This window comes from Microbacterium sp., assembly GCF_052102115.1.
Lineage (GTDB): Bacteria > Actinomycetota > Actinomycetes > Actinomycetales > Microbacteriaceae > Microbacterium.
Genome location: NZ_JBQDVP010000086.1, coordinates 4,520 through 6,307 on the forward strand (window position 1 = coordinate 4,520; position 1,788 = coordinate 6,307).

At 61.0% G+C, this 1,788-nt stretch carries 1 protein-coding gene; it reads right to left on the reverse strand.

Annotated features, from left to right (window positions below):
* Nucleotides 1-1,788 (reverse strand): choice-of-anchor G family protein (locus ACTICP_RS15450; protein WP_441893864.1); only part of this gene is annotated, 1,788 nt, incomplete at both ends.

Consider the following 1,788-nt stretch of genomic DNA (forward strand, 5'->3'; position numbering starts at 1 on the left):
ACGCCGCCAACAGTGATCGTCACCGTCTCTTCCGGCTCGAAGCCCTCACCAGTGATCGTCGTCGTGCCTCCCTGCTCAACCGAGTCAGGGTCGACCGCGATCTCGGGCGTGAAGGGCGCCTCGTCGAGTGCACGCACAGTCGACGACGCCAACGAAACGTTTGCGACGTTCAGACTCGGCAGCAGTGCAATACCGATCGCGTTCACGGTGAACGACTCATCGCCCAGGTGTCCAGGAGCGGGCTGCTCGTTGATCGTGATGTTCACGACTTCATTGAGCCCAGAGAACACCGGTGAGAGCCCATCGAGAAGCGCCGAGAGTGGCGTCGAGATCGTCTCTTCGAGGCCATCGAGGAGCGGAACAACAGCCGTTCCCAGAGTGCTGCCGACTGCATTCAGTACGCCGTTGAGGACCGGCTGAAGGAGTGTGCTGACCAGACCATCGAGAGTGACACCGAGAGCTGAGAGCAGCGCGCCGACCAACCCTCCCTGCTCCACCTGAATATCAATGAGGTCGGTGTCAAAGTCCTCTGCTGTTCCGAGCAGCTGGCCGAGCGGAGCGTTGATAGTGACATCGGCGCCAACCGTTGCAACAAGCGGAACCCTGAGCTCAAGTTCCAGTTCGAGGTCCACCTGTAGTGAGTTGACAATGTTCTTCACAGGGTCAACAACGCTTGACACGATGTTGCCCAGCAAGTTAGCGGCCGCATCTGTAATCTGCGTGGCGGTGTCGCTGTCGATAAGCAGCGTGTTCGCTTCGAGATCGTTCAGGCTGCCACCCGCAACGAGTTTCGAAAGATCAATTGCGATCGTTCCCGCCCCGAGGTCAATCGAGAGCAGACCATTGTCATCGGCGATCGTGCTGGTCAGCAACCCGTCGATCTCATCGAGAGCTTCAGGAAGCCCATTGACACCCACACTCCCGCTTTCGACCGTCGTCTGAAGCAACCCGAGATTGACGTCGAGATCAATATCGTTGAGCGCGCCCACGAGCACGCCGTCGGAACCGAGCGCTTCGTTCAGTGCCGTACCAAGGCCTGACGAGATGCCGCCAAGTGCCGTCGTCAGGTCGCCCGCGAGCGGGCTCGAGAGGTTGAGCTCAGCGCCAGCGACCACGTACTCCGAAGACGTCGTCCCTGCGTTCTTTTCAGCCACGGAGGCAAGCGCGCCGAGGTTGAGCGAAAGCTCGTCGATGACGGCGTCGGATACGCCATCCAGGTTCAACTGGCGCAGCAGGTCGATGAGGTCCACCGATGCGAAATCGGTGCTGCCTTCGTTGATCGCGTCGACGTTGATCGCACCATCCGCGGTGACGACGCCGGACGCAGCCTTTGACTCTGTCGGCGACGGCGAGTGGCCGAATGAGTTGATAAGGCCAGCGTTTCCGAGATCGAGCAGGCCGTTGGGCTGCTCAGGCGTACTCAGCAGCGGCAGGTTGATCGTGGGAAGCGACACGTCCAGAAGCCCCAGAGCTTCGACGTCCAGCGGGTTGAAGTTCTCACCCTCGTCGCTCGGGTTGCCGGATGTGACGACGCCCACGTCGAGCAGCTGCTCGCCCGTGAGGCCGCCGATCACGTCGTTGAGCAGGTCAGATGAGATGACCTGGGCAAGCGATTCGGACTGATCGGAGTCGGCAGCGGTCGCCGCTCCGATGCCCGTGAACGATCCGACGACCGCGAGAGTGGTGACGACACCTCCCGCCGCGAGTGTCTTTTTGGTCAGCCGCCGCGCTTTAGCCTGGATCCACCGATTGAGGGTGAGTTGGGGTCGGCGCGTTAAACGGAGAATG